Annotated in this window: 28 protein-coding genes and 1 pseudogene; 18 read left to right on the forward strand and 11 right to left on the reverse strand. The window is 69.8% G+C overall.

All coding sequences use genetic code 11. The annotated features are described in order from the left end of the window. Genes ACODSY_RS20390 through ACODSY_RS20410 form a run of 5 tightly spaced genes read left to right on the forward strand, consistent with a single transcriptional unit; the run spans nucleotide 1 to nucleotide 2,385 of the window. On the forward strand, nucleotides 1-390 hold the full coding sequence (locus ACODSY_RS20390; protein WP_068877188.1) for a response regulator: 390 nt from the start codon (nucleotides 1-3) through the stop codon (nucleotides 388-390). Beyond that, entirely contained in the window at nucleotides 387-950 is a 564-nt protein-coding gene (locus tag ACODSY_RS20395) for a chemotaxis protein CheD (protein WP_488953720.1), read from the forward strand. The genes ACODSY_RS20390 and ACODSY_RS20395 overlap by 4 nt, the downstream gene beginning before the upstream one ends. Beyond that, nucleotides 950-1,309, forward strand: a complete 360-nt coding sequence (locus ACODSY_RS20400; protein WP_488953721.1) for a DUF8776 family protein — start codon at nucleotides 950-952, stop codon at nucleotides 1,307-1,309. Before ACODSY_RS20395 ends, ACODSY_RS20400 begins: the two co-directional genes overlap by 1 nt. A gap of 6 nt (nucleotides 1,310-1,315) precedes the next feature. After that, nucleotides 1,316-1,909: a response regulator gene (locus tag ACODSY_RS20405; protein ID WP_488953722.1), complete on the forward strand. Its 594-nt coding sequence runs from the start codon at nucleotides 1,316-1,318 to the stop codon at nucleotides 1,907-1,909. Beyond that, nucleotides 1,909-2,385, forward strand: a complete 477-nt coding sequence (locus ACODSY_RS20410) for a hypothetical protein (RefSeq protein ID WP_488953723.1) — start codon at nucleotides 1,909-1,911, stop codon at nucleotides 2,383-2,385. Before ACODSY_RS20405 ends, ACODSY_RS20410 begins: the two co-directional genes overlap by 1 nt. A 35-nt stretch (nucleotides 2,386-2,420) precedes the next feature. Here ACODSY_RS20410 and ACODSY_RS20415 read toward each other — a convergent pair whose 3' ends face one another. Then, nucleotides 2,421-2,759 carry a hypothetical protein gene (locus tag ACODSY_RS20415; RefSeq protein WP_488953724.1) on the reverse strand — a complete coding sequence of 113 codons (339 nt, stop codon included), beginning with the start codon at nucleotides 2,757-2,759 and terminating at the stop codon, nucleotides 2,421-2,423. A gap of 88 nt (nucleotides 2,760-2,847) precedes the next feature. On the opposite strand from ACODSY_RS20415, the gene ACODSY_RS20420 reads away from it, so the two are divergent. The 3 genes from ACODSY_RS20420 (at nucleotide 2,848) to ACODSY_RS20430 (ending at nucleotide 7,396) form a co-directional block, all read left to right on the forward strand. Next, nucleotides 2,848-3,444, forward strand: coding sequence for a MarR family winged helix-turn-helix transcriptional regulator (locus ACODSY_RS20420; protein ID WP_488953725.1), 597 nt, complete (start codon nucleotides 2,848-2,850; stop codon nucleotides 3,442-3,444). A gap of 521 nt (nucleotides 3,445-3,965) precedes the next feature. Then, complete coding sequence (locus tag ACODSY_RS20425; protein WP_488953726.1) at nucleotides 3,966-5,153, forward strand: carbohydrate porin; 1,188 nt, start codon at nucleotides 3,966-3,968, stop codon at nucleotides 5,151-5,153. A gap of 14 nt (nucleotides 5,154-5,167) precedes the next feature. Continuing rightward, nucleotides 5,168-7,396, forward strand: coding sequence for an ATP-binding protein (locus ACODSY_RS20430; RefSeq protein ID WP_488953727.1), 2,229 nt, complete (start codon nucleotides 5,168-5,170; stop codon nucleotides 7,394-7,396). On the opposite strand, the gene ACODSY_RS20435 is transcribed toward ACODSY_RS20430, so the two are convergent. Further along, nucleotides 7,393-9,327, reverse strand: coding sequence for a hybrid sensor histidine kinase/response regulator (locus tag ACODSY_RS20435; RefSeq protein ID WP_488953728.1), 1,935 nt, complete (start codon nucleotides 9,325-9,327; stop codon nucleotides 7,393-7,395). The two genes, ACODSY_RS20430 and ACODSY_RS20435, sit on opposite strands and share 4 nt — an antisense overlap. A 25-nt stretch (nucleotides 9,328-9,352) precedes the next feature. On the opposite strand from ACODSY_RS20435, the gene ACODSY_RS20440 reads away from it, so the two are divergent. After that, the gene (locus ACODSY_RS20440) at nucleotides 9,353-10,384 is read left to right on the forward strand and encodes an AraC family transcriptional regulator (RefSeq protein ID WP_488953729.1); all 1,032 of its coding nucleotides are present in this window, start codon (nucleotides 9,353-9,355) and stop codon (nucleotides 10,382-10,384) included. Between the two features lie 13 nt (nucleotides 10,385-10,397). Here ACODSY_RS20440 and ACODSY_RS20445 read toward each other — a convergent pair whose 3' ends face one another. The 3 genes from ACODSY_RS20445 to ACODSY_RS20455 all read right to left on the reverse strand — a co-directional run bounded on the left by ACODSY_RS20445 (nucleotide 10,398) and on the right by ACODSY_RS20455 (nucleotide 13,416). After that, the gene (locus tag ACODSY_RS20445; RefSeq protein WP_488953730.1) at nucleotides 10,398-11,099 is read right to left on the reverse strand and encodes a response regulator transcription factor; all 702 of its coding nucleotides are present in this window, start codon (nucleotides 11,097-11,099) and stop codon (nucleotides 10,398-10,400) included. Between the two features lie 78 nt (nucleotides 11,100-11,177). Then, a complete protein-coding gene (locus ACODSY_RS20450; RefSeq protein WP_488953731.1) occupies nucleotides 11,178-11,861 on the reverse strand; it encodes a response regulator in 684 nt (227 codons plus the stop codon). 319 nt (nucleotides 11,862-12,180) lie between these two features. Beyond that, nucleotides 12,181-13,416 (reverse strand): acyl-CoA dehydrogenase family protein, encoded by a 1,236-nt coding sequence (locus ACODSY_RS20455; RefSeq protein WP_488953732.1) that lies wholly within the window; start codon nucleotides 13,414-13,416, stop codon nucleotides 12,181-12,183. A 160-nt stretch (nucleotides 13,417-13,576) separates the two neighbouring features. Here ACODSY_RS20455 and tauD point away from each other — a divergent pair, with 160 nt between their 5' ends. After that, nucleotides 13,577-14,446 (forward strand): taurine dioxygenase, encoded by an 870-nt coding sequence (gene tauD / locus ACODSY_RS20460; protein WP_488953733.1) that lies wholly within the window; start codon nucleotides 13,577-13,579, stop codon nucleotides 14,444-14,446. A gap of 3 nt (nucleotides 14,447-14,449) precedes the next feature. Here the strand turns inward: tauD and ACODSY_RS20465 are convergent, their stop codons facing one another. The 5 genes from ACODSY_RS20465 to ACODSY_RS20485 form a co-directional block, all read right to left on the reverse strand. Then, nucleotides 14,450-14,926, reverse strand: coding sequence for a cytochrome P460 family protein (locus tag ACODSY_RS20465; RefSeq protein ID WP_488953734.1), 477 nt, complete (start codon nucleotides 14,924-14,926; stop codon nucleotides 14,450-14,452). A gap of 75 nt (nucleotides 14,927-15,001) precedes the next feature. Then, entirely contained in the window at nucleotides 15,002-15,220 is a 219-nt protein-coding gene (locus ACODSY_RS20470) for a hypothetical protein (protein WP_488953735.1), read from the reverse strand. Between the two features lie 62 nt (nucleotides 15,221-15,282). Continuing rightward, complete coding sequence (locus ACODSY_RS20475; protein ID WP_488953736.1) at nucleotides 15,283-15,717, reverse strand: ester cyclase; 435 nt, start codon at nucleotides 15,715-15,717, stop codon at nucleotides 15,283-15,285. Beyond that, complete coding sequence (locus ACODSY_RS20480; protein ID WP_488953737.1) at nucleotides 15,714-16,736, reverse strand: aromatic ring-hydroxylating oxygenase subunit alpha; 1,023 nt, start codon at nucleotides 16,734-16,736, stop codon at nucleotides 15,714-15,716. Before ACODSY_RS20480 ends, ACODSY_RS20475 begins: the two co-directional genes overlap by 4 nt. 29 nt (nucleotides 16,737-16,765) lie before the next feature. Further along, nucleotides 16,766-18,079: an amino acid permease gene (locus ACODSY_RS20485; protein WP_488953738.1), complete on the reverse strand. Its 1,314-nt coding sequence runs from the start codon at nucleotides 18,077-18,079 to the stop codon at nucleotides 16,766-16,768. A gap of 113 nt (nucleotides 18,080-18,192) precedes the next feature. Between ACODSY_RS20485 and ACODSY_RS20490 the strand changes: the two genes are divergently transcribed. The 7 genes from ACODSY_RS20490 (at nucleotide 18,193) to ACODSY_RS20520 (ending at nucleotide 24,445) form a co-directional block, all read left to right on the forward strand. Further along, nucleotides 18,193-18,567: a BlaI/MecI/CopY family transcriptional regulator gene (locus ACODSY_RS20490; RefSeq protein ID WP_488953739.1), complete on the forward strand. Its 375-nt coding sequence runs from the start codon at nucleotides 18,193-18,195 to the stop codon at nucleotides 18,565-18,567. Beyond that, nucleotides 18,560-19,381, forward strand: a complete 822-nt coding sequence (locus tag ACODSY_RS20495; protein WP_488953740.1) for a M56 family metallopeptidase — start codon at nucleotides 18,560-18,562, stop codon at nucleotides 19,379-19,381. Before ACODSY_RS20490 ends, ACODSY_RS20495 begins: the two co-directional genes overlap by 8 nt. A gap of 118 nt (nucleotides 19,382-19,499) precedes the next feature. Then, complete coding sequence (locus tag ACODSY_RS20500; RefSeq protein WP_488953741.1) at nucleotides 19,500-19,874, forward strand: BlaI/MecI/CopY family transcriptional regulator; 375 nt, start codon at nucleotides 19,500-19,502, stop codon at nucleotides 19,872-19,874. Then, the gene (locus ACODSY_RS20505) at nucleotides 19,864-20,787 is read left to right on the forward strand and encodes a M56 family metallopeptidase (protein ID WP_488953742.1); all 924 of its coding nucleotides are present in this window, start codon (nucleotides 19,864-19,866) and stop codon (nucleotides 20,785-20,787) included. The genes ACODSY_RS20500 and ACODSY_RS20505 overlap by 11 nt, the downstream gene beginning before the upstream one ends. Nucleotides 20,788-20,819: 32 nt before the next feature. Beyond that, nucleotides 20,820-21,371: a hypothetical protein gene (locus ACODSY_RS20510; RefSeq protein ID WP_488953743.1), complete on the forward strand. Its 552-nt coding sequence runs from the start codon at nucleotides 20,820-20,822 to the stop codon at nucleotides 21,369-21,371. Beyond that, nucleotides 21,368-23,362: a TonB-dependent receptor plug domain-containing protein gene (locus tag ACODSY_RS20515; protein WP_488953744.1), complete on the forward strand. Its 1,995-nt coding sequence runs from the start codon at nucleotides 21,368-21,370 to the stop codon at nucleotides 23,360-23,362. The genes ACODSY_RS20510 and ACODSY_RS20515 overlap by 4 nt, the downstream gene beginning before the upstream one ends. Nucleotides 23,363-23,422: 60 nt before the next feature. Beyond that, entirely contained in the window at nucleotides 23,423-24,445 is a 1,023-nt protein-coding gene (locus ACODSY_RS20520) for an amidohydrolase family protein (protein WP_488953745.1), read from the forward strand. Here ACODSY_RS20520 and ACODSY_RS20525 read toward each other — a convergent pair. Then, complete coding sequence (locus ACODSY_RS20525; protein WP_488953746.1) at nucleotides 24,442-25,017, reverse strand: LOG family protein; 576 nt, start codon at nucleotides 25,015-25,017, stop codon at nucleotides 24,442-24,444. The genes ACODSY_RS20520 and ACODSY_RS20525 overlap by 4 nt on opposite strands. Before the next feature lie 183 nt (nucleotides 25,018-25,200). On the opposite strand from ACODSY_RS20525, the pseudogene ACODSY_RS20530 reads away from it, so the two are divergent. Next, nucleotides 25,201-25,398 (forward strand): annotated as a pseudogene (locus ACODSY_RS20530) (cold-shock protein); the annotation flags it as partial. Between the last annotated feature and the right edge of the window lie 131 nt (nucleotides 25,399-25,529).

Consider the following 25,529-nt stretch of genomic DNA (forward strand, 5'->3'; position numbering starts at 1 on the left):
ATGCCGGCGCCCTCCTCAATCCCCTGCCTCGTCGTCGATGACCAGCAGACCATGCGGTCGCTGGTGCGGACCGGTCTTCAACAGCTCGGGTTCCGGACGATCCACGAAGCCGCCGATGGCGAAGACGGCCTGCGACACATGCTATCCCGCCCCGTGCAGCTCGTGATTTCGGACTACAACATGCCGAAGCTGGACGGCCTGGGCCTGCTGCGGGCGATCCGCTCGCACCCGCCGATCCAGAAGACGGCCTTCATCATGCTCACCGGCCGGGCCGACAAGGAGCTGGTGCAGCGCGCCGTGCAGTTCGGCGTGAACAACTACCTGGTGAAGCCCTTCACCGTCGGGACCCTGAAGGAAAAGATCGAAGCGATCTTCGGCGTTCTCGCGTGACGACAGGCGCGGCCCGACACAGCCACGCCTACGACGCGGAGCCCCGCAAGATCCACGTGATCCAGGGGCAGTACCACGTCGCCGAGGGCGATGATGCGGTGCTGACCACGATCCTCGGATCGTGCGTGGCCGCCTGCATCCGCGACCCGATGACGGGGTACGGGGGCATGAACCACTTCCTGCTGCCCGGCGAAGCCGGCGACGAGGGCCTGAGGTACGGCGTGCAGTCGATGGAACTGCTGCTGAACGACCTGCTCCGGCGCGGTTGCCGGCGCGACCGGCTGGAAGTGAAGCTGTTCGGCGGAGCGCATCTTTTCGACGGCCTTTCGGACGTCGGCGCGCAGAATTCGGCCTTCGCCGAGCGGTTCATCCGCGACGAAGGCCTGCGGTTCGTGGGCGGCTCCCTGCGCGGCGATCGCGCGCGCCGCATCCAATACTGGCCCGGCAGCGGCCGCGCGCGGCAGATCCTGCTGGCGCCGACCGAGGCCAAGGTCTTCGTTTCCGAGCGCCGCCAGCCGGTCGCGCCCGCCCAGGATTCCGGCGCGCTGGAGCTCTTCTGATGACCGAACCCGCCGCTGCCCGCCCCCTGGCGGAGTCCCTGGACCTGGTGGCCCGCGAGGTCACCGACCTGGTCGCCGTCGGCGATCAGTTGCAGGAGCTCATCTCGCGCCTGGCGATCGCGGCGGGCCAGGTGGACCCGGCCGCCATGATGGAGGCCCAGGCGGTCGACCTGCTCAGCCAACGCCTGTCGGGCCTCGCGGCCTTCCTGCGCGCGCTCGCCGACGCCGCGCCGGCCGACGTGGCCGCCGACATCGACAAGGCGCTGCGCGTCCTGACCCTGACCGGACAGGCGCAACGCCTGTCCAACACCTCGTCCGCCCCGGCCGACGCCGGGGATCCGATGACCTTCTGGGACTAGCCCCGCATGGCCCCCGGCAAGAACGACCGCGTCAACCTCTCGACCGCCGAGATCCTGCTGGCGTGCGGCGACCTGCAGGGCCTGACCGTCATGTCGGAGATGTTCGCCGGCTTCGGGTGCCATGCCCCGCGGAAGGTGCAGACGATGGCCGACGCCAAGGCCGTGGTGCAGGAGCGTGTCGTCAACCTCGTGGTCGTGGACAGCGCGCTGAACGACGCCGAGGGCTATGAGTTCATCAGCTGGCTCCGCCGCGCCGAACTCGATCCGAACAGCTTCGTCCCGGTGATCCTGGTGACCGGCCACACCAAGCCGTCGCAGGTGTTCCGGGGCCGAGATTCCGGCGCCAGCTTCGTGGTCGCCAAGCCCGCCTCCCCCGTCGTCATGATGCAGCGCATCGTCTGGCTGCTGAGCGACACCCGCAAGTTCGTGAACTCGCCCGGCTACTGCGGCCCCGACCGCCGCGTGAAGGCGCTGGGCCCGCCCGTCGGCATGAAGGGCCGCCGCCACGACGACCTGTCGGCGGACGTCGGCCTCGCCAAGACCCCCAACCTGGATCAGGACGAAATCGACGCCCTGTTCAACCCGAAAGCCGTCGCCTGATGTCCAGCAAGCCCCGCATCTTCGCCGTCGAGAACAAGCTCGCCCAGATCGCGAGCCAGCCCGGCGGCCGTCGGCCCGAGGAGGCCATTCGCGCGGCCAACGCCAAGATCGAAGGCGTTCGCGGCGCTTCGCTCAACGCGCTGGGCGAGAAGGTCGAGCAGATGGTGGTCCTGGCGGCCGAAGGCCGCGCAGCCAACGACATCTCGGCGTTTGGCCGCATCTACGACCTCAGCAACGCGATCTACGGCCTGGCCGGGCAGTACAACCTGACGGCCCTCGCCGAAGCCTCGTTCAGCCTGTGCGACCTGGCCGACTGCTTCCGCGGCGGAGAGCCTGCCAACTGGCCGGCGATCGAGGTGCATGTGGACGGGATCCGCCTGCTGGCGAGCCAGGGCGAGAAGATTTCGCCGGCCGGCTCGGAGCCGATCCTGGAAGGCCTGCGCCGCGTGCGGGCGCGCGTCATGCCCGCGGCCTGAGCGGGGCCGCTCCGCGACGCTGAACGAAGGGGCCCTCAGGCCTCGTGGCGGACCCGAAGTTCCGGCAGGGCGTCGGCGGCCGCGACTAGCGCGAGCTCAAGGCCCGTCATCAGGTCGGCGTCAGCTGAGCCGTCCTGCAGGCGTTCCCGCGCATCCTCGATCAGTTCGACCGCATAGGAGGAGGCGCCCGCCTGGCGCGCGAGCTGCAGCTCCTCGTCCAGCGCGCGTTCGGCCACGGCGGCCATGGCGGGGGACAGGGTAGCGAGCGTCTGCAACACGGCCCGGTTGAGCGCGAGCGAGGCCTGGACCTCGGCGCGCAAATCCGCGAGCGCGGAATCCTGGGCGTCGACGGCGAAGGCGGCGGTGGGGTGCAAGGTGGGGATCCCTCGGCTGTGCTGTGGCCAAGCCTTAGGGACCGACGGTTAATGCTGCGATAACATTGTGCATTTGCACATATTGCAAATGCACGCAAATCGCGCTCTGCTTCGGGCCTGGACAGAAAGGCGAAGGGAGCGGCGGCGCGCCGTGCGGAAACCTCACCCCCAAGACTATTCCTCTGATCCGACAGGGGAATTTCCTCTCGCCCCCGGCGAATACCTGTTTTACTTAGTGTCCCAGACGGCGCGTCAGCGCGACCTGCGGTTCGAGCGTGCCGTAGGCGCCAGCGACCTCAGCCTGACACGCCTGCGCACGCTTGCGGTAATTCGCCGCATCGAAAACTGCTCGATGAGCGATCTCGCCCTGTTCACGGGCGTGGACCGCACCACCCTGACCCGCGCGATCGATCAACTTGTGCGCGACGGCCTGGTCGAGCGCTGGTCGCCGGCGGGCGACCGGCGGCGAGTGAACGTGGCCCTGAGCGCGAAGGGCGAAGCGCTGCACACGGACGCCTTCAAGCGCCTTGTCGCCGGCAACGGCACGACCCTCGCGAAGCTGGGTGAAGACCAGGTTCGTCAGGCGGCGCGGGTCCTCCAACAGGTGCTGCGCGCGGTGATGGACGACCCGCTCGAGGCGGAAAAGCTGCTGGACTATGGGCGGCCGCCAGCCTCGTCCACCTAGGCGGAAATTGGCGCCGGCCGGAACCCGCAGGTTCCGGCCGGCACGCACGCGCCGCCTCGTTGGGGGGCTCGACGGCGGGTGCGGGGTCGACCGGCTCCGCAGGGGTGAGGCGGAAGCGGCCGATCAGGCTCGGGAAGCTCTCGGCCTCACGCGCCAGGCTGTCGTTCTCAACGGCGGTCTTTTCGACGAAACGCCGTTGGGGATTTGAGGTTCTTGCGCCTCCCCGTTGTCGAGAACGACAATGCCGGAAATGTATTGCGCGGCCGTAAACCCAATTCTCCGAATGAGTACCGCCTCGAGGACTTCACAAGATGAACTCGGAGCGTGCGCTTCCCATTTTGCATTGCAGTTCCCACATGAGGCATAGGGTCGCAGGCGCACCATTGCTGCCCTCGACTATGATTTACGATCAGTAAAATCCACACAATGACTTATAGCTCAGCGATCATTCCCAGTTTTAACCGTGAATTAGTGTGGATCTTGCAAGTTCTCGGCTTGAGAATTGCCACGAGACTGTCGAGATGCCCCTCCAACCCCGGGCTGCAGGGATGGCCGCCGTGTCGGCGATGGCCCTTGCGGCGACCGGCCCGGCCCTGGCCCACGAAGCCCCGACGGCGCTGCGCCTGGACGCGATCTACACCGCCGACATCAGCGGGGTGACGAGCGGAGTCCGCCCACGCGCGGGCCGCTACCTGGACAATCTGGACCTGACCGCCGACCTCGACCTGGAGCGAGCCGTGGGCTGGCGCGGAGCGGTGCTGCACGCCTACGCGCTCAACAACTCCGGTGGCGCGCCCAACGACGTCGCCGGCACCCTACAGGGCGTCGACAACATCGAGGTCGCCAGGCCGCGCCTGCGTCTGTTCGAGCTCTGGCTTGAGCAGGCCGTCGGGCCGGCCAACGTCCGCGCCGGCCTCTACAACATCAACAGCGAGTTCTACGCCAACGAGTCGGCGGCGCTGCTGCTGAACCCGTCGTTCGGAATCGGCTCTGAGCTGGCGGCCACGGGTCCCAACGGCCCATCGATCTTCCCCTCCACCGCGCTGGGTCTTCGCGTGAACGTGGACCTGGGCCGGGGCCGCTACGCGCGCGCCGCAGTGCTCAACGCGGAGTCGGGCGTGCTGGGCGATCCCGGCGGGATCGACACCCGCTTCGACAACGGCGTCCTGACCATCGCCGAGGTGGGCTTCGAAGGGCCCACCCGCATCTCGGCCGGGGCATGGCGCTACACCAAGCGCCAGGAGGACATCCGCGACGTCACACCGAATGGGGATCCCGAGCATCGTCTCGCCCAGGGCGCCTATGTGCTGGGCGAGCAGCGGCTGTTCGGTTCGGACGACACGGCCCAGGGCCACGCGTTCCTGCGGATCGGCGTCTCGGACGGGGCGACCACCGCGTTCAAGGGCGGTTGGCAGGCCGGGGTGCTGATCGCGCGGCCGCTGGCGGGCCGACCCGACAGCCAGATGTCGCTCGGCGTCCAGCAAGGCGTGTTGAACCGCCGGTTCCGCGACAACCTGCGCGACGCCGGCGGCCGCCCGGCCCGGGCCGAATCCGGCCTTGAGCTCACCTATTCCGACAAGGTCGCCCCGCGCGTGACGCTACAGCCCGACCTGCAATGGATTCGCCACGCCGGCGGCGATCGAGGGGCAAAGGACCGGATCGTCGCCGCCCTGCGCCTCAAGATCGACCTCAACCCCTCTCCCGAATGATCGGATTTCCGCCCATGCGCGAAGCGCAGGACGCAGAAGACAACCGGTTCGCCCGGGTTCTCCGGGGACGTGCAAAAGCGCGGAATAGCCGGGTCATCGAGGCGGCGGTCATCGCCGTGCTCGCCTGGTTCGCCACGCACAGCCCCCTGGTCGGGCCGTGGTTCGCCGCGACTCTGCTCAGCGGCGTGCTGGAGGGCGCCTTGGGCCGGCGTGCGCTGGCCCACCCCGGCGCGGCCGGGCGGCGCGCCCAGGCGGCATTCGCCCTGGCCCTCAGCGCCGCCACCTACGCCTCGATCGCCGCCATCGTGATCGCGCCCGCCGTGACGCCGGTCGGGCTGGCCGGCGCCGCGGTCGTGCTCTGCGCCGTGGCGCTCAACAACGCGATGCGCGCCGCGGGCTCCAACCTGGCGACCGCCGCCATGGTGACGCCGCCTGCCTGCCTGCTCATCCTCTGCCCGATCTACGCCGCCTTCGCCGGCTCGGGCTTCAGCCTGGCCGAGACCCTGTTGCTGGCGCTCGGCGGGGTCGCCTATCTGATCTTCATCATGCGGCTGTCGACCTCGATCGGGTCGGAACGCGATGCGCTGCAACGCGCCGGCGACGCCGCCGCGGCGGGGCAGCAGCGGTGGGGCATGGTGTTCGACAACAGCCCCGTCGCGCTCGTCTGCTTCGACGCCAGCGCCCTGCACGACCGGCTTCACGCCGGGATCGGACCTGGCCTGGGTCTGGGCGACGTCGCCCGCCAGGAATACGCGACCACCGCGGAGCTCTACGCCGACACCCAACCCATCGATGCGAACGCCACCGCCCGCGCCCTCTTCAGCTGGTACGGCGGCCTGGGCGCGTTCGGCCCCGATCTCCTGGACGCGCTGTGCGACGCCCTCAACGCCCTCGACGCCGAGGGCAACACGCCGCCGTTCGAGGCCGAGATGACCTCGGAGCGCGGCGAGACGCGCCGGATCCGCCTGCAGTACCGCCTGACGTCCGGATTGGGGGCGCCCTGGAGCCTCTGCCTCGTCAGCTACCTGGACGTGACCGAGACCCATCGCCTCGCCAAGGCGCAGGACGACGCGCGCCTGGCTGCGGAGGAGGCCAGCCGCGCCAAGAGCGACTTCCTGGCGGTGATGAGCCATGAAATCCGCACGCCGCTCAACGGCGTGCTTGGCATGGCGCAGGCGATGGACATGGATCCCCTGCCCGCCCTGCAGCGCGACCGGCTGCGCGTGATCCGCGACAGCGGCGAGGCGCTCATGGACCTGTTGGACGACCTACTCGACATCTCGCGGATCGAAGGCGGGCGGTTGACCCTCGACCCGCAGGACTTCGACCTGCGCGCCATCGCCGAGAGCGCCCACGCGGCCTTCGCGGCCGAGGCGCGCGCGAAGGCGCTGGCCTTCACGCTGGAGATCGAACCGGCCGTCCACGGCCTTTGGCGCGGAGACCCCCCGCGTGTGCGCCAGATCCTGTCGAACCTGATCTCGAACGCGGTCAAGTTCACCCATGAGGGCGAGGTCGCCGTGCGCCTCACGCGCAGCGCGGGCGGCGTCCGGTTCGAGGTGTCCGACACCGGAATCGGCATCCCGTCCGACCGCGTGACCCGCCTGTTCGAGAAGTTCACCCAGGCCGACGTCTCGCCGACGCGCGAATACGGCGGCACGGGCCTTGGCCTCGCCATCTGCCAGGAGCTGTGCCGGGCCATGGGCGGGGCGATCACCGTGGGCAGCGCGCCCGGGCAGGGCAGCACCTTCGCCGTGGACCTGCCGCTTCGGCCGGCCGAACGGGCCGGGCGGCCCGCGCCCCGCGCCGACCTCGCCGCCAGCCTGGCGGAGGGTTCGACCCGCGTCCTGGCCGCGGAGGACAACCCGGTCAACCAGCTGGTCCTCAAGGCGCTGCTGGCACAGCTGGGCGTCGAACCCACCATCGTGGAGAACGGAGCCGAGGCCGTTCGCGCCTGGGAGTCGGCGCACTGGGACCTGATCCTCATGGACGTGCAGATGCCGGTGATGGACGGGCCCACGGCCGCCATGACCATCCGCGCCCGCGAAGCGGTGCTGAACCGGCCGCGGACGCCCATCCTGGCGGTCACCGCCAACACCATGGCCCACCAGCTCGCCAGCTATCGCGCCGCCGGGATGGACGACGTCGTGCCCAAGCCGCTGAACGTCGCCGAGCTGTTCACCGCCATGTCCGCGGCGATCGAGGCCGAGGCGCCGGTGGTCGGCCAGACGCGCGCCGCGAGCTAGGCCGGCTCGGGCGTCAGCTCTGCGAGCTTCCGCGCCAGCTCCGCGCGCCGGTAGGGCTTGGCGAGGAAGGCCGCGCGCGGGTCGTGCCCCACCGAGCGCAGCACCGGATCCTCGGTGTGGCCCGAGGTGAACAGGATCGGCAGCGCCGGCGCGAGCAGCCGCGCGTGGTCGGCGAGTTGGCGGCCGTTCAGCCCGCCCGGCATGTTGATGTCGGTCATCAGCAGGTCGACGCCCGCGCCGGCGGCGATCACATCCAGTGCGTCGTAGCCGCCCGCGCACGCGCGCACCTCGCAGCCCAGCGCCGCGAGCTGGCGCAGCACCTGGCCGCGGACAAGATCGTCGTCCTCGACCAGCAGCACCCTCAGGCCCGGCGCCAGCGACCGGACCGGCGCCGGCCCGTCCATGACCGGGTCGCACGGGCTGGTGGCGGGCAGGCAGAGCACGACGCGCGTGCCGGCGCCCTCCTCGCTCTCGATCTCCAGCCGCCCGCCCGATTGGGCGGCGAAGCCGTAGACCATGCTCAGGCCGAGACCCGAGCCGCTCCCCTCGGCCTTGGTGGTGAAGAATGGCTCCAGCGCCCGCGCGCGGGTCTGGGGCGACATGCCCTCGCCCGTGTCCTCCACCGAGAGGACCACCGCGTCATCCGCCCTGGCAGCCCCCAGGGTGAGGCGTCCGCCGCCCGGCATGGCGTCGCGGGCATTGATGCAGAGGTTCAGCACGGCGGAGGTGAGCTGGGTCAGGTCGGCGCGGCAGCAGACCTCGCCGGGCGCCACCTGCATCCGCACGTCGATGTCCTTGCCCAGGGTCCGCTGCAGGATCGGGAGCAGCCCTTCCACGAAGCGGTGGCAATCGACCGCCTGCGGCGCGAGCGGCTGGGTTCGCGAGACGGCCATGAGCTGGCTGACGAGCTCGGCGCCGCGCTCCGCCGCCTCCAGCGCGACGCGGGCCGTCTCGCCCAGTTCGCGATGCCCGGCCAGCGCATCGGCAAGGCCCTCCGCGGCGCCGATCACGACGGTCAGGAGGTTGTTGAAGTCGTGGGCGATCCCGCCCGTCAGGCGGCCGATGGCCTCCATCTTCTGCGCCTGGCGCAGCTTCTCTTCGGCCGCGAAATGGTCTCGCATGTCGCGGCCGACGGCGAAGGTGGTCTTGTCGGTCTCCGACCAGACCGATGACCACATCACCGGCACCTCGGATCCGTCGCGATGCAGGTAGCGGTTCATGAAGCCGTTTCGCGGCGTGCCCTGCGCGAGGATCTCGGCGTGGGCGATCGTCGTGTCGCGGTCCGCCGGGTGGACGAAATCGAGGTACGAGCGGCCGACCACCTCCTCGGGCGCATAGCCCCACATCCGCTCCGCATGGCGGCTGACTTGCAGGAACACGCCTTGCCGGTCGAGGGTGCAGATCACGTCGTGCGAGTTGTCGAGGATCTTCTGGTTGGCGGCCAATGCAGCGGCGAGCTTCTCGCGGCTTTCCATCAGTTCCTGCTCGGCCAGCTTCTCCTTGGTCACCTCATGGGCCTGAGAGAAGATCCCGCACACGGCGCCGTCGGCGTCGCGCACGGGCTGCAACACGAAGTTGATGTAGGCCTCGCGGACCAGCGAGCCGTCCGCCCGCCAGACGTAGGTCTTCGCCCCGCGCACCACCTCGCTCTCGCCGGTCATGTAGACCCGGTCCAGGCGTTCGAGCAGCCCGCGTTCGACCAGGTTGGGGAAGGCCTCGCGCGCCGTCAGGCCCACGACGTCGCGATGGTCGATCCAGGCGCGGTAGGCGTCGTTCAGCATCACCACCACATGGTCCGGGCCGTCGGTGACGATCATTCCGCCCGGTGCGTCGGCGAACAGCTCGAGCACGCGCCGCATGTCGCTGGCGAGGCCCGTGGCGTCGCCTTGCGCGAGGTTCTGCTTGATTTCACGGGACAACGGGTTGCTCATGGCAGGGTCCATTCGGGGGGATGGCATGTCGCAGCTCGGCCGGTCCGCTGGCCTGACCGGTTTCCTGGAACTCTCGCGCAAGGTCGGCGTCGACGCCTATGCGCTGGCCGCGGCGGTCGGATTGCCGGCCGCGGTGCTGACCGATCCGGACCTGCGGGTGTCGGTCGAACTCATGGCCCGGATGGTCGAGATGGCGGCCGAGCAGTCGGGCGCCGAGGACTTCGCGCTGCGCCTGGCCGAGGGTCGCCGGATATCCAACATGGGGGCCGTGGGCCTGGTCATCCGGGAACAGCCGACGGTGCGTCAGGCCATCGCCGCCTACGCGCGCTACCAATGGCTCCAGAACGACGCCTACAGCCTGGCCCTGGAGGAGTTCGACGACCAGGCGGTGCTGAAGATCCATGGCCCCGCGTGGCAGCAGCGCCAGGTGCAGGAGCTCACCGTGGCCACCGCCGTCCGAACCCTGAAGGCGATCCTCGGCGAGACCTGGCGGCCGCTGGAGGTATGCTTCACCCATTCGGCCCCCGCCAAGACCGACACGCACCGCCGCGTCCTGGGGGTCACCCCGCTCTTCGACCAGGATTGCATGGCGGTGGTGATGCGCCGGAGCGACCTGGACGTCGCGATCCCGTCGGCCGATCCAGACATGGCCCGCCAGATCACCGCCTACCTGGAACGGATGACGCAGGGCCGCCGGACCGCCCTCCGCGACCGGGTCGGCGACCTCATCGTCGCCCTGCTGCCCGATGGCGCCTGCTCGGTCGAGCGCGTGGCTCAGCACCTGGGCATGGATCGCCGTACCCTTCACCGGCGGCTGTCCGCCGAGGGAACGACCTTCTCGGGCATCCTGGACGCGACGCGGCGGGACATGGCCGCCTCGCTGCTGGTCACCAGCGACCGGCCGCTGCAGAGCGTGGCCGACCTGCTCGGCTTCTCGAGCCTCTCGGCCTTCGCCCACTGGTTCCGGCGCCGCTTCGACCAATCGGCCAGCGCCTATCGCGCCGCCAACGCCGGGGCGGCGGTCCGGCCATCGGACGCGCTCGTCCCGGCGAGGTGACGCGGACACCGCGTCAGGCCGCGCTCGAAACCGCGGCCTCGCCCGCCTCGCGCAGGACATAGCCGCCGCCCCACACCGTCTCGATCACGTGACGGCCGTCGGTGGCCGGGGCCAGCTTCTTGCGCAGCTTGCAGATAAAGACGTCGACGATCTTCGCGCCGGGCTCGTCCAGCCCGCCGTACATGGCCGACAGGAAGATATCCTTGGTGAGCGTCTTGCCCTTGCGCAGGGCCATCAGCTCCAGCGTCTGATACTCGCGGCCGGTGAGGTGGATGCGCTGGCCGTTCACGTGGACGATCTTCGAGTCCAGGTCGATCACCATGTCGCCCACGGTGATCAGCGACTGCGAATGGCCCTTCGAACGGCGGATCACGGCGCGCAGGCGCGCGACCAGTTCGTCCTTGTGGAAGGGTTTGGTCATGTAGTCGTCGGCGCCGAGGCTGAGGGCTCTCACCTTCGACTCGATCTCGGCCGTGCCGGACAGGATCATGATCGGGGTCTCGTTCTTGCCGCGGCGCAGCGTGCGCAGCACATCCAGGCCGGACATGTCCGGCAGGCTGAGGTCGAGGAGGATCAGGTCGTAGTCGTAGACCTGGGAGAGGTCGATGCCGTCCTCGCCGTCGCAGGTCTTCTCCACGATGAAGCCGCTCGCGCTCAGCATGATTTCGATGCTGCGGGCCATCATCCGGTCGTCTTCGATCAAAAGCACACGCACAAAGTCCTCCTCGCCGCGGTCGCGGCCCCTCTTCGATGTTGCTGCTGGAACGCGGGGCTCCGCCCCTGCCTGGTCGCTCTATCCGGTGGCCGTCCGCGCGCCGGTCACGCCGCGGCGGTCCAGGACCGCACCCGCCGCCGCGAGCAGCTTCGCCATGGGGAACGGCTTCGCCATCACCTCGTCGGCGCCCAGCTCCTCGGCCCACTGCAGGAAGTTGCCGGTCCTGCCGTAGGCGCCGCCGCCTGAGATCGCGATCACCGCGGTATGCGGCGCGGCGACCCTGGCCTCGATGATCGTGGCGATCCCTTCCTTCTCGGGCATCACGATGTCGGTCACCATCAGGTCGGGCTTGAGCGCGCGCAGCAGCTGCACCGCCAGGCGGCCGTTGCGGGCGGAATAGGCCTTGAAGCCGGCGCGGGCGAAGGCGGCCGTGATCAGCTTCAGGAGGTCGGGATCGTCATCGACGACAAGCACCGTGCGGCCCAGGCCCTGCGACGACGGCGCCAGGCCGACGACCGACGCCGTGGAGGACTCGCGGACGCGCGCATCGTCCTGCAGGCGGGTGACCAGGCGCGCCGCCCGCTCCGCGGCGATCAGGCCGGTGCGGGCGACTTCGGACTGCTCGCTGTGGGGGTCGAAGGCTTCGCCAAGGGCTTCGCAGACCCCCATCAGCACGCCGAGCAGGTTCTTCAGCTCGTGGGTGGGGTCGGGATTGTTGTCGGCGGCCGGCGGGGGCCGGTCGACGGGCTTCGGGGACAGCATGGACCGTTCGGGACCTCAGTGACGCGGGCGTCATCCCAAGGGGCGAGAGCCTGACGAGGGCGTGTCCTTCCCCTCGTCGTCGCGCCCCCCCCGGGCTGATTCGTGAGGGAACGGCGGTATATGGTTAACCTTGCCGCGGTTTGATCCTGCGGGACAGTTCCTTGTATTTCGGGGACAGAATGCTGCGCTGCGACATTGTGTCGTCGCGAGACTAAGAACCAGTTGCAGCGAGCGATCGCTTGATCGCTCGCTGCACATTGGAAGTCCAGCCAGAAGTACTTAGATCGCGAACAATCGCGAAGACTGCGGGTGTTCTGAACTAAAGCAGATCACCACCACAGGCGCCGGCCGTGGTGCCCGTCGCCTTGAAGGCCTTGATCACATTACGACCCACCGTCCAGCGGTGGACCTCGTCCGGCCCGTCCACCAGGCGCTGCGAACGGATGTGAGTGTACCAGGCGGCCAGCGGGGTATCGCGGCTGTAGCCCAAGGCCCCGTGAAGCTGGATCGCGGTGTCGACCACGTGGTGCACCATGTGGGCTAGGTAGACCTTCGCGATCGAGTTCTCCTGGCGCATGTCCATGCCGTGCTCGGCCTTGTAGGCGATGTGCAGCAGCATGAGCCGCGCGATGTAGAGCTGGCTCGCGCACTCGGCCATCATGAACTGGACCGCCTGGCGCTCATCAAGCTTTCGGCCGAACGTCTCGCGATTGGTGATGTGCGCGGCGGCCAGGTCCAGCGCCCGCTGGGCCATGGCGACGTTGTGCATGCCGTGGCGCAAGCGGCCGTAGGCCAGGCGGTGCTGGCCCATGTCGAAGCCGCGCCCCTCCCCGCCCAACAGGTTCTCGGCCGGGACGACGAGGTCCTTGATCTCGATCTCGGAGTGGCCGCCGCCCATGATGTGGCTGAGCGGGCTTTCGGCCGCCATGGTGGGGATGTCGCGCTTGATGCGGTAGCCCGGGTTCGGCAGCTCGACGATGAAGGTCGAGAACTGCTGGTGGCGCGGCGCGTCCGGATCGGTGCGGGCCATGACGAGGGCCAGGTCGGCGGCGCTGGCGGCCGACGAGAACCACTTCTCGCCGTTCAGGACATAGTTCTCGTTGCCGTCCTTGACCGCGGTCGTGCGCATCCCGGTGGCGTCGGCGCCGGCGGCCTTCTCGGTCATCGAGTAGCAGACGCGCTTCTCGCCGTTCAGCAGCGGCTTGAGGTACTTCTCCTTCTGGAATTCGGTGCCGTGCGCCAGCAGAGTCAGGATCGTGGCGTCGTCGGGCCCCTGGCTGTTCATCGACAGGGCGCCCAGGTGGCTCTGGCCCAGCTCCATCTGCACCAGGGCGTTGGCCAGAGGGCCCAGGCCCATGCCGCCGTACTCCTTGGGCACGAAGGGCAGCCACAGGCCTTGCGACCGCGCCTTGGCGCGCAGCTCGTCGAGGACCTGCTTGTAGCTCTCCTTGTCCACCAGCCGCTTCTCGGCGGGGATGCATTCGTCCTGCACCCACTGGCGCACGCGCTCGCGGACGGCCTTGGCGTCGGCGGGGATTTCGAAGTCGATGGCCACGGCGGGCTTCTCCCAACATTTGTTTGATTTTGCCGCACCCTGCGGCGGCGACCCGGCGGCAAGCAAGCGCTATCCGCAGACTTTCTCCGAGCACGCCCAGCATCCGTCGCTTTGACCTACGGCCGAAGTTGGCGTTCCCTTTCCCGCGAAGGAGATCGCCATGCAGGTCAGACCGCTCACGCCCACCATCGGCGCCGTCGTCGAGGGCGTGGACCTGAGCCAGGGCGTGTCGGCCGACCTGGCCGAGGCGCTGCGCCAGGCGCTGCTGCAGCACCAGGTGATCTTCTTCGAGGACCAGCACATGACGCCGGTCCAGCACCGCGACTTCGCCGCCCGGTTCGGCGCGCTGCACACCCACCCGCTCTATCCCGGCGTGCCCGAGGCGCCCGAGCTGTTCATCCTCGACAACCACGCCGGCAACCCCACCGACAACGACGCCTGGCACACCGACGTCACCTTCATCGAGACCCCGCCCATGGGCTCGATCCTCTACGCCAAGAGCCTGCCGCCGAACGGGGGCGACACGATCTGGGCCAATATGAAGGCGGCCTACGAGGCGCTCTCGCCGACGTTCCGCGAATTCCTGTCGGGCCTGGACGCCGTCCACGACTTCGCCCGCGGCTTCCCGCAGCGGGGCATCGTCGCCAACGCCGCCGGCGCCGAGAAGCACGCCCAGGCCATGGCCGAGCATCCGCCGGTCCTGCACCCCGTGGTCCGCACCCACCCGGAGACCGGCGAGGACGGCCTGTTCGTCAACTTCGGCTTCACCGAGCGGATCAAGGGCCTCCGCCGCAAGGAAAGCGACGCGATCCTGGGCATGCTGTTCGAGCACGTTACCAAGCCCGAGTTCCAGGTCCGCTGGCGCTGGAGCGACAACGCCGTGGCCTTCTGGGACAACCGCGTGACCCAGCACTATGCGGTCAACGACTACCTGCCGGCCCGCCGGGTGATGAACCGCGCCACCATCCTCGGCGACCGGCCCTATCACCGCTCCCGGATGCCGACCGAAGCGCGCGTCGCGGCGGAGTAGCGGCTAGTCCTTGAACGTCGTGAAGACGTGGTCGCCGCCCGGCGCGCTCTTGGCGTGACAGGCGCTGCACGCGCTGGCCATGTTCTTCTCGATCTCCACGGCCCGCTCGCGGCCCGCGCCGGCGAACTCGGTGTACCCCCAGCCGCCGGTGGCGGCGTAGCGGCGGCTGTCGCGCACCATCACGTCGATGAACTTGCGCTCGCCTTGGCCGGTCGCGTCGGGACCAGCCTTCGCCGACGTCCACTGGTCGAAGACGATCACCGCGCCGTCGGGCCACGCGCCGCTACGATAGCCCTCCAGCGCCGCCGGATTGGCGTAGACCGCGTGCAGGCCCTCGTACTTCGGCGCGGCAGGGTTGGTCGGGCCGATCACGCCGCTGGACACATGGGTCCAGGCGCGGAAGCCGTCGGGATAGGGGATCGGCGCCTCACCGGCCCCCATCAGGGCGACGGTGGCGGCGAGGACAAGGACACGGCGCATCGATGGAACTCCCGGTTCAGTCCCGGGAAGCTCCAGCATGCGCGCGCTGGCGTCGCGCCGGAACGGATGGCGGCGTCAGGCGTGGAGCGCCTGCTCGGTCGCCTCCATCTCCTCGCGGATCCAGTCGTGACCGCTGGTGACCATCACGCCTTCCAGCGCGCTGATATGGCCGCGCAGACGGTCGCGGATGTCCTTGGGCACGTCGTCCCGCGTGGCGATCCAGCGGGAGATCTGATGCACGGCGAAGGCGGTGTGCAGGGCGAGGCGATCACGATCCTCGTCGGAGAGCTTCATCGGCAGGCTCCGTGTTGCTGTCTCCAGCATAGCACAGCCGGGCGGCCCGTGGTTCCCGACTGTCAGGCCAAGCCGAGCGCCCGGCTCACCGCGCCCTGGTCGAAATAGGGCCGCTCGCACACGATCCGGTCGGAGCCCGGCGCGAACTCGAAGCCCGCCGCCATACGGACGCGGAAGGATTTCCCGGTCGCCTCGACCGTACCCGTCGGCAACCGCAGCGGCCCGAGGTGCGTGCCGGTCAGCCAGAACTCCACCAGCACCGTGTCGCCGTCGTGGGCGATGGCGATGATCTCGTTACCCTGGTCCGGGAACGGGGTGCGCGAGGCGGCGAAGTAGCGGCGCACGGCCTCTTCGCCATCGAACACTGCGCCGCCGCCGTGCATTTCGTAGCGGGGATGCTGGAAGGTGGCGATGACACCGTCCCAGTCATGGGTGACTTCCAGCGCCATGTGCTCGCGCACCACGGCGATCCGGCGCTCGGCGAGATCGTCGCTCATCCGACGGCCGCCAGCTTCGGCGGTTGCGGCAGGCCCAGCGACTGGGCGATCCGGTCCTGGAACCACGCGACGCCCCGCTCATGCTTCGGCGACAGGACGCCGCCCTGGTAGACGCCGGCTTCCAGGTTGCGCTGAACCTCCTCGCAGACCTGCAGGTCCTGGGCGGTGACGAGGTCTGAGAACTCGAACATCCCCGGCAGGGCGTCGGCCTGGGCTGGGTCGAAGAAGTAGAAGTAGTCCAGCCGCGTTTCCGCGGGTCCCGTCGCCGTCATCCGCTCCACCATGTAGCCGTGCCTGTAGACGTTGATCGCCAGGTTGGGCCACAGCCAGGCCCAGACGCCGCCGTAGATCGAGGCGTCGCGCGCCGGGGCGTGGGCGAAGATCACCTCGCCGTCGATCTCGGTGCGGTACTCGGCGACCACCACGTCACTGTCGAACTCCGGGTGCACGACCTTGATGTGATAGCCCTCGAGGTAGTTCTCGACATAGGCCTTCCAGTTGCAGCGGATCGTGTGCGTCCGGCGCTCGACGAGCGGAAAAGCCTCCTGCCCCTCGGCCCAGCGGCGGCCCAGGGGCGCCATCAGCTCAGCCAACGGCTGGGCGGCCATGTCCAGGTTCACAAACACCAGCCCGCGCCAGGTCTCCAGCCTCACCGGGAACAGTCCGTACTCGCGGGGGTCGAAGCCCGGCAGCTTGCCGAAGTCGACCGCGTTGCGTAGCCGGCCGTCCAGGGCGTAGCGCCAGCCGTGGTAGCGGCAGGTGAAGGCCTCGCCGCAGTTCCCCTGCCCGTCCGCCACGAGGGCGCCGGCCCGATGGCGACACACATTGTGGAAGCCGGCCAGCTCGCCGTTGGCCTGGCGCACCACGACCACGGGCGCGCCGCCTACGACATCGGCTAGGTAGTCGCCGGCGTTGGGCGCCATGCTCTCGTGGCCGACAAACTGCCAGGTCCGCCGCAGCACCTGGGCGCGGTCGTTCCGCAGCGCGTCCTCGCCCCGATAGAGTTCGACCGGCAGCATTCTGGCCCTCCGCTTCGCGAGCGCTGCTTTTAGCGGCGGCGCACCCAAAGATACAGCAGCGCCGCCAGGGGGATGGGAACGACCGACAGCCCCAGTTCGATCGGCTTGGCTCCGGACACCAGCAGCACCGCGAAGGCCACGGCGGCGCCAGCATTGGCGAGAGCCAATGCGCGGCGGCCAGGCGTGAACTGCAGCGCGATCCGCGCCAGGGACAGGGCGGCGAGCGTGTACGTGTAGAGCGACAGCAGCGAGCAGGCGTTGATGATGGTCGAGAACTGCTTCGCCAGGCTGGGGTTCTCGGTGGCGATCGCGAAGAGGGTCATCAGGCCGCCGCCCACCAGCAGGCTGACCGCGGAGGCCCGCTCGCCCGGCCGGGTGCGGAAGACCCTGGGGAACAGCCCCTCGTCCGCCGCGCCGCGTGTGGTCTCGGCCACCACGAGGGTCCAGGCCGTCACGCAGCCGGCCGTCCGCAGGAAGGCGCAGGCCGCGATGGCCGCGCCGATCGCCGCGCCCAGCGCGGCGCGGGCCGCGTCGCCGAACGGAGCATCCGACTTCGCGAGCGCTTCGGCGGGCAGGATGCCCATGATCGCTGAGGTGGCCGAGATGTAGAGCGCCGCCGCGCCCAGAACGCCCAGGCTGGTGGCCCGCGGCACGTTGCGGGTGGGATCGCGCACGACGCCGGCCGCGGCCGCCGCGCACTCCATGCCCAGGAAGGCCCAAAAGGCGTTCAGCGCCGAGGCGCCGACGGCCTTGTCGAGCGGCTGGTTCGTCGGATTCCACGAGGCGATGAACACATCCGACTTGAAGAAGAACCAGCCGGCGGTCGCCGCCAGGATCACCGGCAACAGTCCCAGGCCGAGGGTGAGCCCCTCGGTGCGCGCCACGACGCGCGGGCCGGCCCAGCACAGCCCCACCGCGCCCCAGATGATCACTATGGTGACCACGAGCCGCGCGGCCGGTTCGGCCAGGGCCGGGATCAGGAAGCCCGCGGCCCCCGCGGCCGCCAGCGCGATGGCCACGGCCCCCGCCCAGCACGAGGTCCAGAACAGCACCGCGGCCTGCGCCCCGGCGAAGGGCCCGAGTCCGGCGCGCACATAGCTAGGAACGCCCTCGGCCCCGACCACTTCGGCCGACAACCACACGAACACGCCCGAGATCGCCAATGCGGCGAAGGTCGCCACCAACCAGCCCAGGATCGAGATCGAGCCGATGGCGCCCATGGAGGCGGGCAGCAGGTAGACGCCCGAGCCGATCATCGAGCCGGCCACCAGCGCCGCCGCGCCCAGCATCCCCACCTTCGGGTGGTGGTCGGCCGCGCCTCCGCCCGCCGTCGCGTCCGCCATGTCATGCCCCCCGGGACTCAGGTGACTATGGAAGCTGGCGCGCGTCACGCCTAGCCACGTGCTTGACACTCCAGTTTACACGCGTAACGTCCCCTCGAAGCTACGGATGTAAGATGTCGAAGATCTCCGGCGCCGAAAGCCACATCATGGAGGCCCTCTGGACGCGGGGGGCGCTTACGGCCGAGGAGATCGTCCAGACGGTCGGCCCCGAGCAGGAATGGGGCGAGGCGACGGTCAAGACGCTGATCAATCGCCTACTGAAGAAGAAGGCGCTGAAGTCCGAGCGGTCCGGCGGCCGCGCGCTCTACCAGCCGCTGATTACGCGCGAGGAGTACGTCACGGGTGAAAGCCAGGGTCTGTTGGACCGGCTGTTCGGGGGCCAGATCGCCCCGCTCGTCGCACATTACGCCCGCCACCGCGCCCTGTCGGCCGACGAGGTCACGCGCCTGAAGAAGCTGATCGAGAAGCTCGAGACCGACGATGACTGAGCCGTTTTACGTGGTGTTCGGCGGCTATCCGGCCGCGACGCTCGCCATCGCCGTCCTGAAGGCCAACTTGGTCGCCGCCGCCGTCATCGGTGCGGTCGCAGCGCTGCGGATCCCGGCCCGCACGGCGTTTGGTCCCGCGGCGGCCTACCACCTGTGGGGCGCGCCGCTGATGGCCGCGTTCTTGACCCTGGTCGTCGAAGTGGCGCGGCCGCACGAGAACCCGGCGATCTTCGCCCTGAGCCCGTCCGTCCTGGCGATCTCCGCGACGCTCTGGGCGCTGGGCGCCGTCGCGGTCGCCACGGTCTTCGCGGTGGCCCAGGCCCGGTTCCTGGCCGAGGTCCGCGCCGGGCGGGGCGGGCCCGCGGTGGTCGGGTTCATCTCGCCCCTGATCGTCATGCCGGCCGACGACGGACGCTACACGGCCGAGGAGCGCGCTTTGATCCGCGCCCACGAGCGCGAACACGTGGCCCGCAAGGACCCGCGCGCCGCCGCCGTGGCCGCCTTCTTCCAGAGCCTGTGCTGGTTCAACCCATTGGTCCACCTGGCCGCCCATTTGCTGCGGCTTGACCAAGAACTGGCCTGCGACGCCGCGGTGGTGCGCAGCCGACCGCACGCCCGCGCGCTGTACGCCCGCACCTTGCTGAAGACCCAACTCGCGCACACGCCCCTGCCCTTCGGCTGCTACTGGGCGCCCCGCGGCGCGCATCCGCTGGAAGTGCGCATCGAACTGCTGAAGCGCCGAGACGCCAAGGGCGGCCGCCGCCCCACCGGCGGGGGCTTCGCCGCAGCCTCCGTGGACGCCATCCGCCCCTGACGAGACCAGGCCAACCGCGGCCATAAATCCGCCCTCGCCGCCGCGCCGACTGCATCCTCGAGACCCGCTTGACAGCGCGATTTACGATCGTAATCTGTCATCAAGTTACGGATGTAAGATGTCGAAGATTTCCAGCGCCGAGAGCCATGTGATGGAAGCCCTCTGGACCCGCGGCCCGCTGACGGCCGAGGAGATCGTCCAGGCGGTGGGCCCGGCGCAGGAATGGGGCGAGGCCACGGTGAAGACGCTGATCAACCGGCTGCTGAAGAAGAAGGCCCTCAAGTCCGAGCGCGTGGGCGGCCGGGCGATCTACAAGGCGCTGGTCACCCGCGAGGACTACGTCACCGGCGAGAGCCAGGGCCTGCTGGACCGGCTGTTCGGCGGCCAGGTCGCGCCGCTGGTCGCCCACTACGCCCGCCACCGGGACCTCTCGGCCGCCGAGGTGGCGCGCCTCAAGACGCTGATCGCGGAGTTGGAAGCCGATGACAAGTGAAGTCCTGGCCGCCCTGCTGCGTGCGAACCTTGTGCTGGCGATCGGGGTGCTGGCCGTGATGGCGCTGCGCTTGCCCGCGCGCCGGGTGTTCGGACCCGAGGTTGCCTACGGGCTCTGGGCCGCCCCGCCGCTAGCGGCCCTGGCCTCGCTGCTGCCGGCCCGGGTCGAGGACGACGCTCCGCAGGTGCACGCCTTCGCCGCCGCCCTGACCGACATCTCCGCGCCCGGCCTGGCACTCTGGGGCCTGGGATGCCTGCTGGTCGTGGCCGGCCTGGCTCGCGCCCAGGGCCGGTTCATGGACGAGGTCCGCCGCGGCCGCGCCGGCCCGGCCGTGGTGGGGGTGGTCACGCCCCGGGTCGTCATGCCCGCCGATGACGGCGCCTACACCGCCGAGGAGCGCGCCCTGATCCGCGCCCATGAGCGCGAGCACGTGGCCCGCTGCGATCCCCGCGCCGGCGCCGCCGCCGCGCTGCTGCAGGCGCTGTGCTGGTTCAACCCGCTGGTCCACGTGGCCGCCCACCTGATGCGCCTGGACCAGGAACTGGCTTGCGACGCCGCCGTCCTGCGCCGCCGCCCGCACGACCGCGCGCTCTATGCGAAGACCCTGCTGAAGACCCAGCTCGCCGCCCAGCCCCTGCCCTTCGGCTGCTACTGGCCCGCCGCCGGCCTGCACCCGCTGGAGGTGCGGGTGGGCCAGCTGCGGGTCGCGCCGCGCCACGACGCCTTCCTGGGCGCCGCCCTTGTCGCCACCGCGGTGGCCGGCGCGGTGATCGCCGCCTGGAACCTGCAGCCGCCGGCCCCGCGCCCAGGCGAACTGGTGGACCTCTGGCAGCGCCAGCAGCACCAGCCGGTCACCTCGGTGATGCTGGTCAGCCTGCCGCCCAAGCCCCCGGCCGAAACACCCGACCGCTAGGCGCCGCCTAGCCACCATCTCAGGAGATCCACGTGTTGGACACGCTCTTCCGGGCGCGATGGCTCGCGCCCGCGCTCCTGCTCGTCCCGATGGGATCCGGATTGGCCGGCTGCGCCCCACCCCGCGCCGAGACCCGGCTGGTCCAGGCGCAAGCGGCCGTCGATCCGCCGCGGCTCTGGCAGGTCACCGCCTTCGACGCCGAGGGCCACGCCATCGCCGCGCTCAAGGTCTGCGCCGACCGCAACCTGGTCGACGGCTTCGCCCGCGCCGACGCCGAGGTGAACGGCCAAACCTGCCTGCCGCTGAAGGACCGTGTCGAGAAGCCCGGCCTGTTCGCCGTGCGCTGCGAACTAAACGGCCGCCGGTTCGGCGTCACGGCCACCCGCACCGGCGATCCGGCGCGAGACTTCACCGTGGCCTTCGCCGTGCGGACCGTGGACGGCGGACCCGAGGGCGTTGCGCGCCAGGTGCGCCGCTTCCAGGCCCTGGGCCCCTGCCCCGCCGACTGGCGTCTTGGCGACCAGGCCAAGGCGGGGGCGCCGCGCGGCGTCAACGCGCTGGCTGGAACCTGGAGCGGCGAATGATCGGCCTGATCCTCGCACAGGCGATCGTCGCCGCCGCGCCGGCGGATGGCGTCATCAGCTATCCGCCGGCCTTTTTCGCCGCGCAGGCGCCGGCGAACGCCCAGGAGATGCTCTCGCGGGTGCCCGGCTTCCTGCTGGACCTCGGCAGCGCCGCGCGGGGCTTCGAGGGATCGGCGGGCAATGTGCTGGTGGACGGCCGCCGGCCGGCGTCCAAGACCGACAATCTGGAGCAGATCCTGACCCGCATCCCCGCCGGCCGCGTCGAGCGCATCGACGTCATCCGCGGCGGAGCTCCCGGCATCGACATGCAGGGCAAGGCGGTCATCGCCAACGTCGTCCTCAAGACAGAGCAGTCGCTGCGCGGCCAGGTGGAGGCCGAGGGCTTCGACCCGGGCGACGGCCGCCATGTCGGCGCTCTCAAGTTCGAGGCTTCGGGCGGCGCGACCTACAGGTGGGAGCTTTCCGGCCTCTACGGTCGCGGGTTCATCGGCCTGCTGGGCCAGGGTGTCGGACAGTCGGGCACGTCGGCCGGGCCCGGCGCGCGCACGCGGATCGACACCGAGGACGACGGACCGCTGCGCCAGCTTACCGGCGCCGTCGAGACGCCACTCGCCGGCGGCAAGCTGCGGGTGAACACCTTCATCTACAACGACCGCGTCAAGTTCGAGGAAGACGACGTCGACGTGATCAGCGGCGCCGCGTCGGCCTACGACGAACTCACGGCGGACCGGATCCGCGAGGTGGGGGCCAACTATAGCCGCCGGCTGGCCGAGCGCACCAAGCTCGAGCTCGTCGGGCTCCTTCAGACCAACGGCATCGACCTGGTCGGGGTCTCAGCCGCCGGCGGCCGGCGCGACGTGTTCGCCCTGGACCGCACGACCCGTGAAACCATCGCCCGCGCGGTCCTCAAGCAGGACTGGGGTTCCGCCCTGTCCGGCGAGCTCGGCGCCGAGGTGGCGGACAACCGCCTGCGCAGCCGGTCGTCGTTCGAGGCGGACGGCGTGGACGTGCCCCTGCCGGCGGCCAATGTCCGGGTGCACGAACGGCGGACCGAAGCCTTCGCCAAGGCCAGCTGGCGCCTTTCGCCCACCTGGAGCCTGGATGGGCAGCTCCGCTACGAACGCTCGACGATTTCGGCGACGCGCGACGTGCGGCTCGAGAAGACCCTGGGCTACCTGAAACCCCGCCTGCTCCTGGTCTGGTCTCCTCGCACCGCCACCCAGGTGCGGCTGCGCGGCGAACGCCAGGTCGGCCAGCTCGACTTCGACGCCTTCGTCGCCCAGGGGAAGCTCAACAGCGCCACCGGCGTCACGGCCGGCAACCCGGACCTGGAGCCCGAGCGCGCGTGGATCGCCGAAGCCGCGTTCGAGCAGGGCTTTTGGGGTCGCGGAGCCCTGGTGGTGACGGCGACGCACGCCGAGATCGAGGGGGTCGTCGACCGCGGGCCGGTGTTCACGCCAACGGGCGTCTTCGACCGACCCGCCAACATCGGCGACGGCTCGCGCGACACGCTCGAGGTTCAGCTCACCGCGCCGCTTGATCGCCTGGGCCTGCCGCGCGGGCTGTTGAAGGGGGTCGTGACGCGCCGCTGGTCGAGGGTGGAGGACCCGACCACCCTCACCACCCGTCGGATCTCGGCTCAGCGGCCGATCGAGTGGGAGCTGAAGCTCACCCAGGACCTTCCGGCCCGCAACCTGACCTGGGGCGTCGAGCTCTACGGCGGCTACCAGAACACGCTCTACCGCTTCAACCAGACCGACACCTACAAGCTCGACCCGTTCCTGATGACCTACGTCGAGTGGCGGCCCAGGCGCGACGTCCAGGTCCGGGTGGAATGGGAGAACATCACCCGGCGCGGCTATCGGCAGTCCACCACCACCTTCGAGGGCCTGCGTGATCCGGATGGGCGCGGGCCGGCGACGCTGTCGGACCGCAACTTCCATTTCGACCAGATCCTCTACGCCCGCATCCGCAAGACGTTCGGCGGTTGAGCCTCGCGCCGGCCGCCTCTAGCTTGCCCCCAACCAGAAGAAAGCGCGGGAGCGAACGTCTTGCCGGAAGCCATCCTCGAACCCGAGCTGCCGATCGTCGATCCGCATCACCACCTGTGGGTCCGGCCCGCCGCACCGGCGGCGGGGCCCGAGCATCCATTCATGACCGCCATCAAGCCGGCGGCGCGCTACCTGCTCGACGAGCTGATCGCCGACACCGACAGCGGCCACAACGTGATCTCGACGGTGTTCGTGGAGTGCGGCGCTTTCTACAAGGCTGATGGCCCGGTGGAGCTGCGTCCCATCGGCGAGACCGAGTTCGTCAACGGCGTGGCGGCCATGAGCGCGAGCGGCCTCTACGGCGACTTCCGCGCCTGCGCCGGCATCGTCGGCCGCGCCGATCTTCTGCTCGGCGACGGCGTGGCGCCGGTGCTGGAGAACCACATCAAGGCGGGTGGCGGGCGGTTCCGCGGCATCCGCAACAGCGCCTCGTGGAATGCCGACAAGGATGTGCTGGGCCCGCTGAACCGCGTTGAGGAAGGCCTCTATCGCGATGCGAAGTTCCGCGAGGGCTTCAAGCGCCTGGCGCCGCTGGGCCTTTCGTTCGACGCCTGGCTGCTGGAGCCGCAGCTTCCCGACGTCATCGACCTGGCCCGCGCCTTCCCGGACACCACCATCGTGCTGGACCATGTGGGCACGCCGCTGGGCCGCGCCAGCTACACGGGCAAGCTGCCCGAGCGCTTCCCGGGCTGGAAAGCCAACATCCAGGAGTTGGCCAAGTCCCCCAACGTAGTGGTGAAGCTGGGGGGCCTCGCCATGGCCTTCTGCAACTTCCCGTCCTTCCTGGCCGAACCGCGGGCGCCGTCGACCCAGCTCGCGAAGGAGTGGGGGCCCTACATCGAAACCTGCATCGAGGCGTTCGGCGCGGACCGCTGCATGTTCGAAAGCAACTTCCCGGTCGATATGGGCAGCTGCAGCTACGCCACGCTCTGGAACGCCTTCAAGCACATCGCCAAGGGCGCTTCAGCGGCCGAGAAGACCGCGCTGTTCTCGGGCACGGCGACCAAGGTGTACCGGCTCTAGGGTTTGTTGGTGCTCCACTTGGGCGGCGGCGCCACGTAGCTGCGGAAGGCCTTCAGAAGCTCTGGCGTCGTGTCCGCGTAGACCAGCATGTCGACATAGGCCTGGCCGATGAAGCCGTTGTCCGCCATGTGCTGGATCGTCTGGCGCATCATGTCGTAGTAGCCGGCGACGTTCACAAAGCCGCACGGCTTGTGGTGGATGCCCAGCAAGGCCCAGGTCCACTGCTCGAAGATCTCCTCGAAGGTGCCGGGGCCGCCGGGCAGGCAGAGGAAGCCGTCCGACAGGTCAGCCATCCTCAGCTTGCGCTCGTGCATCGACGTCACGACGTGCAGCTCCGAGAGGCCTTTGTGCGCAATCTCCTGGTTGACCAGGTCCTCGGGCATCACACCCACCACCCGCCCGCCGGCGGCCAGGCAGGCGTCGGCCGTGGCCCCCATCAGGCCCACCTTGCCGCCGCCGTAGACCATGGTCAGGCCGGCGCGTGCGATCTCGGTTCCGCAGCGGACCGCCTCGTCCATGAAGCGCGGATCGGTCCCCGGCGAGGAGCCGCAAAAGACGCAAATGCTCTGCAAGAGGGGCCTCGGCGCGGCTGTGGCGAAAGGGTCGCTGCCATAGTCCGTTTGCGAACCCGTGTCACGACCGCTGGTCTTGCGCAAAAACCACCGCTACAACTTGTCTCACGGCTCGTCAGGGCGATTAGCCGGGCGCCGCTTCATGGGCGGCGTGGGACTTCTATCTCTGTAGGTTTCGACGATATGGCGAGCGGCACGGTAAAGTGGTTCAACACGGCTAAGGGTTTTGGCTTCGTTCAACCGGACGATGGCGGATCTGACGTCTTCATTCACATCTCGGCCCTGAACCAGGCCGGTCTCGACAGCCTCGATGAAGGCGACAAGGTCGAGTACGAACTCGAGCAGGATCGGCGCTCGGGCAAGCTGGCGGCGACGCAGATCGTCGTCACCGAAAAGGGCGCGCCCCAACCGCGCCGCAGCGGCGGCGGCGGCTTCGGCGGCGGTGATCGCGGCGGCTACGGCGATCGTGGCGGCTACGGCGGTGGCGGCGGCTACGGCGGCGGCGGCGGCGG

The sequence above is a fragment of the Phenylobacterium sp. FG114 genome, from assembly GCF_057809855.1.

Excerpts from the sequence above, each read along its gene's own strand:
- ACODSY_RS20390 (WP_068877188.1), top strand. The coding sequence starts at position 1 with ATGCCGGCGCCCTCCTCAATCCCCTGCCTCGTCGTCGATGACCAGCAG.
- ACODSY_RS20400 (WP_488953721.1), top strand. The coding sequence starts at position 950 with ATGACCGAACCCGCCGCTGCCCGCCCCCTGGCGGAGTCCCTGGACCTG.
- ACODSY_RS20405 (WP_488953722.1), top strand. The coding sequence starts at position 1,316 with ATGGCCCCCGGCAAGAACGACCGCGTCAACCTCTCGACCGCCGAGATC.
- ACODSY_RS20410 (WP_488953723.1), top strand. The coding sequence starts at position 1,909 with ATGTCCAGCAAGCCCCGCATCTTCGCCGTCGAGAACAAGCTCGCCCAG.
- ACODSY_RS20420 (WP_488953725.1), top strand. The coding sequence starts at position 2,848 with ATGCACGCAAATCGCGCTCTGCTTCGGGCCTGGACAGAAAGGCGAAGG.
- ACODSY_RS20425 (WP_488953726.1), top strand. The coding sequence starts at position 3,966 with ATGCCCCTCCAACCCCGGGCTGCAGGGATGGCCGCCGTGTCGGCGATG.
- ACODSY_RS20430 (WP_488953727.1), top strand. The coding sequence starts at position 5,168 with ATGCGCGAAGCGCAGGACGCAGAAGACAACCGGTTCGCCCGGGTTCTC.
- ACODSY_RS20435 (WP_488953728.1), bottom strand. The coding sequence starts at position 9,327 with ATGAGCAACCCGTTGTCCCGTGAAATCAAGCAGAACCTCGCGCAAGGC.
- ACODSY_RS20440 (WP_488953729.1), top strand. The coding sequence starts at position 9,353 with ATGTCGCAGCTCGGCCGGTCCGCTGGCCTGACCGGTTTCCTGGAACTC.
- ACODSY_RS20450 (WP_488953731.1), bottom strand. The coding sequence starts at position 11,861 with ATGCTGTCCCCGAAGCCCGTCGACCGGCCCCCGCCGGCCGCCGACAAC.
- tauD (WP_488953733.1), top strand. The coding sequence starts at position 13,577 with ATGCAGGTCAGACCGCTCACGCCCACCATCGGCGCCGTCGTCGAGGGC.
- ACODSY_RS20465 (WP_488953734.1), bottom strand. The coding sequence starts at position 14,926 with ATGCGCCGTGTCCTTGTCCTCGCCGCCACCGTCGCCCTGATGGGGGCC.
- ACODSY_RS20470 (WP_488953735.1), bottom strand. The coding sequence starts at position 15,220 with ATGAAGCTCTCCGACGAGGATCGTGATCGCCTCGCCCTGCACACCGCC.
- ACODSY_RS20475 (WP_488953736.1), bottom strand. The coding sequence starts at position 15,717 with ATGAGCGACGATCTCGCCGAGCGCCGGATCGCCGTGGTGCGCGAGCAC.
- ACODSY_RS20480 (WP_488953737.1), bottom strand. The coding sequence starts at position 16,736 with ATGCTGCCGGTCGAACTCTATCGGGGCGAGGACGCGCTGCGGAACGAC.
- ACODSY_RS20485 (WP_488953738.1), bottom strand. The coding sequence starts at position 18,079 with ATGGCGGACGCGACGGCGGGCGGAGGCGCGGCCGACCACCACCCGAAG.
- ACODSY_RS20490 (WP_488953739.1), top strand. The coding sequence starts at position 18,193 with ATGTCGAAGATCTCCGGCGCCGAAAGCCACATCATGGAGGCCCTCTGG.
- ACODSY_RS20495 (WP_488953740.1), top strand. The coding sequence starts at position 18,560 with ATGACTGAGCCGTTTTACGTGGTGTTCGGCGGCTATCCGGCCGCGACG.
- ACODSY_RS20500 (WP_488953741.1), top strand. The coding sequence starts at position 19,500 with ATGTCGAAGATTTCCAGCGCCGAGAGCCATGTGATGGAAGCCCTCTGG.
- ACODSY_RS20505 (WP_488953742.1), top strand. The coding sequence starts at position 19,864 with ATGACAAGTGAAGTCCTGGCCGCCCTGCTGCGTGCGAACCTTGTGCTG.
- ACODSY_RS20515 (WP_488953744.1), top strand. The coding sequence starts at position 21,368 with ATGATCGGCCTGATCCTCGCACAGGCGATCGTCGCCGCCGCGCCGGCG.